We start from the raw sequence: 3,588 nt of genomic DNA on the forward strand, positions 1-3,588 counted from the left end.
GCGACCCGGGTCGCCTCGGTGATGTAGCCGTTGCGGCGGTGCTCCTTGGCCGTCCAGAAGCCGATCTCGGCGGTGCCGAGCGACCGCATGGTGATGCCGAGCATGCCCGTCAGCACCCCGGAGGGAAGGAAGACCCCGAAGGTGAACATGGAGGCGTTGACCCAGCCCTCGGGGACCGCGTGCTCCACGAAGGTCACCGCGTGCTCGCGCAGATACGGCGAGGGGATCGTGGTCCAGCGCTGGATGTCCGGGTCCTGCGCGGCGGCGTACACCGTGTCGGTGTCGCGCGCGTCCACGGTGCGCAGCAGCAGGCGCTCGGTGGTCAGGGTGACGGGGTCCATCGGGCGATTGTGCTCGGGGCGGCGGAAGGGCGCCATCTCATTTGCGCCCGTTCTGTGAACGGGCCCGTGACGCGGGAGGGGCGAGGCGGTCACAATTCGTGCATTTCGTGGGCGGAACGCGGCACCATCGGCGACGCCCGCCCGTTGTCCTAGTGGCTGTCAGGGCCAGACCTCCCGGCACGGCGGGGTCCTCGCTTACGATGGCCGTTGCTCAAGCTGTGATTTGAATCTGTCATTGAAACCGACCGTCCCAGGCCCGACCGGCAAGGAGACAAACCCCCGTGTCCGTCCTCTCGAAGATCATGCGTGCAGGCGAAGGCAAGATCCTGCGCAAGCTGCACCGCATCGCGGACCAGGTCAACTCCATCGAAGAGGACTTCGTCGACCTCTCCGACGCCGAGCTGCGGGCCCTCACCGATGAGTACAAGCAGCGGTACGCCGACGGTGAGAGCCTGGACGACCTGCTCCCCGAGGCGTTCGCCACCGTCCGCGAGGCCGCCAAGCGCGCCCTCGGCCAGCGTCACTACGACGTGCAGATCATGGGTGGCGCCGCCCTCCACCTCGGCTACGTCGCCGAGATGAAGACCGGTGAGGGCAAGACCCTCGTCGGCACCCTGCCCGCGTACCTGAACGCGCTGTCCGGCAAGGGCGTCCACCTCATCACGGTCAACGACTACCTGGCCGAGCGCGACTCCGAGATGATGGGTCGCGTCCACAAGTTCCTGGGCCTGAACGTCGGCTGCATCCTCGCCAACATGACGCCGGCCCAGCGTCGCGAGCAGTACAACTGCGACATCACGTACGGCACGAACAACGAGTTCGGCTTCGACTACCTCCGCGACAACATGGCGTGGTCCAAGGACGAGCTCGTCCAGCGCGGCCACAACTTCGCGATCGTCGACGAGGTCGACTCCATCCTCGTCGACGAGGCCCGTACGCCGCTGATCATCTCCGGCCCCGCCGACCAGGCCACCAAGTGGTACGGCGACTTCGCCAAGCTGGTGACGCGCCTGAAGAAGGGCGAGCCCGGCAACCCCCTCAAGGGCATCGAGGAGACCGGCGACTACGAGGTCGACGAGAAGAAGCGCACGGTCGCCATCCACGAGTCCGGTGTCGCCAAGGTCGAGGACTGGCTGGGCATCGACAACCTCTACGAGTCGGTCAACACGCCGCTGGTGGGCTACCTGAACAACGCCATCAAGGCGAAGGAGCTCTTCAAGAAGGACAAGGACTACGTCGTCATCGACGGCGAGGTCATGATCGTCGACGAGCACACCGGCCGTATCCTCGCCGGCCGCCGCTACAACGAGGGCATGCACCAGGCGATCGAGGCGAAGGAAGGGGTGCCGATCAAGGACGAGAACCAGACGCTCGCCACGATCACCCTCCAGAACTTCTTCCGCCTCTACAAGCGCCACGACCACAACGGCAAGGAGCAGCCCGGCCTGTCCGGCATGACCGGTACGGCCATGACCGAGGCCGCCGAGTTCCACCAGATCTACAAGCTCGGCGTGGTCCCGATCCCGACGAACCGGCCGATGGTCCGCAAGGACCAGTCCGACCTGATCTACCGCACCGAGGTCGCGAAGTTCGAGGCGGTCGTCGACGACATCGTGGAGAAGCACGAGAAGGGCCAGCCGATCCTCGTCGGTACGACGTCGGTCGAGAAGTCCGAGTACCTCTCCCAGCAGCTCAGCAAGCGCGGTGTCCAGCACGAGGTGCTGAACGCCAAGCAGCACGACCGTGAGGCGATCATCGTCGCCCAGGCCGGCCGCAAGGGCGCCGTGACCGTGGCCACCAACATGGCCGGCCGTGGTACGGACATCAAGCTCGGCGGCAACCCCGAGGACCTCGCCGAGGCGGAGCTGCGCCAGCGCGGGCTCGACCCCGAGGAGCACATCGAGGAGTGGGCCGCGGCCCTGCCCGAGGCCCTCGCGAAGGCCGAGGCGGCGGTCAAGGCGGAGAAGGAGGAGGTCGAGGCCCTCGGCGGTCTCTACGTCCTCGGCACCGAGCGGCACGAGTCCCGCCGTATCGACAACCAGCTGCGCGGTCGTTCCGGCCGTCAGGGCGACCCGGGCGAGTCCCGCTTCTACCTCTCCCTCGGTGACGACCTGATGCGCCTGTTCAAGGCCCAGATGGTCGAGCGTGTGATGTCCATGGCGAACGTGCCGGACGACGTGCCGATCGAGAACAAGATGGTCACCCGCGCGATCGCGTCCGCCCAGTCGCAGGTCGAACAGCAGAACTTCGAGACGCGCAAGAACGTCCTCAAGTACGACGAGGTCCTCAACCGGCAGCGCGAGGTCATCTACGGCGAGCGGCGCCGCGTCCTGGAGGGCGAGGACCTGCACGAGCAGATCCAGCACTTCATGGACGACACGATCGACGCGTACATCGCCGCCGAGACCGCCGAGGGCTTCGCCGAGGAGTGGGACCTCGACCGGCTGTGGGGCGCGTTCAAGCAGCTCTACCCGGTGAAGGTCACCATCGAGGAGCTGGAGGAGGCGGCCGGCGACCGGGCCGGGCTGACCCCCGAGTTCATCGCCGAGTCCATCAAGGACGACATCTACGAGCAGTACCAGGCGCGTGAGGAGCAGCTCGGCTCCGAGATCATGCGTGAGCTGGAGCGCCGGGTGGTCCTCTCCGTCCTGGACCGCAAGTGGCGTGAGCACCTCTACGAGATGGACTACCTCCAGGAGGGCATCGGCCTGCGCGCGATGGCCCAGAAGGACCCGCTGGTCGAGTACCAGCGCGAGGGCTTCGACATGTTCAACCTGGAGGTCCAGGTCGAGCAGCAGGTCGAGGAGGTCCCGGTCGAGGACGCCAAGCCGTCCCTCGACAAGGGCGACGCGGTGCCGGCCCAGGCGGGTGCGTCGCGGCCGGAGATCCGGGCGAAGGGGCTGGAGGCCCCGCAGCGCCGGGACCGTCTGCACTTCTCCGCGCCGACCGTCGACGGCGAGGGTGGCATCGTCGAGGGCGACCTCCCCGAGGACGAGCCCATCCGCTCCGAGGCCGNNGAAGTAGCGGGCCGCTCCGCGGGGCGCGGGGCGGTACGGGGCCGCGGCGCTGGCCGGCGTACGGGCGAGTGGGCGTGCGGCCGTGAGGCCGGCGCCAGCGCCGGCGCCTGTGGGCGGTGAGGCGGTTGGCCGCAGGCCGTGAGGCGGCAGGCCAGCCACAGACCGTGAAGCAGGGAAGGGCCGGGCATCTTCGGGTGTCCGGCCCTTCTGCGTGCGGGTGTGGGTGCGGG

The 3,588-nt window shown here is 68.0% G+C and carries 1 protein-coding gene and 1 pseudogene; one reads left to right on the forward strand and one right to left on the reverse strand.

Features of this window, described 5'->3' with window-relative positions:
* Positions 1-341 (reverse strand): annotated as a pseudogene (locus AOK23_RS49830) (GNAT family N-acetyltransferase); the annotation flags it as partial.
* Between the two features lie 281 nt (positions 342-622).
* Between AOK23_RS49830 and secA the strand changes: the two are divergent.
* A partial coding sequence (gene secA / locus AOK23_RS16760) for a preprotein translocase subunit SecA (RefSeq protein WP_157878053.1) occupies positions 623-3,356 on the forward strand: 2,734 nt, incomplete at its 3' end.
* Between the last annotated feature and the right edge of the window lie 232 nt (positions 3,357-3,588).

It is taken from the genome of Streptomyces torulosus (genome assembly GCF_001419765.1).
Lineage (GTDB): Bacteria > Actinomycetota > Actinomycetes > Streptomycetales > Streptomycetaceae > Streptomyces > Streptomyces torulosus.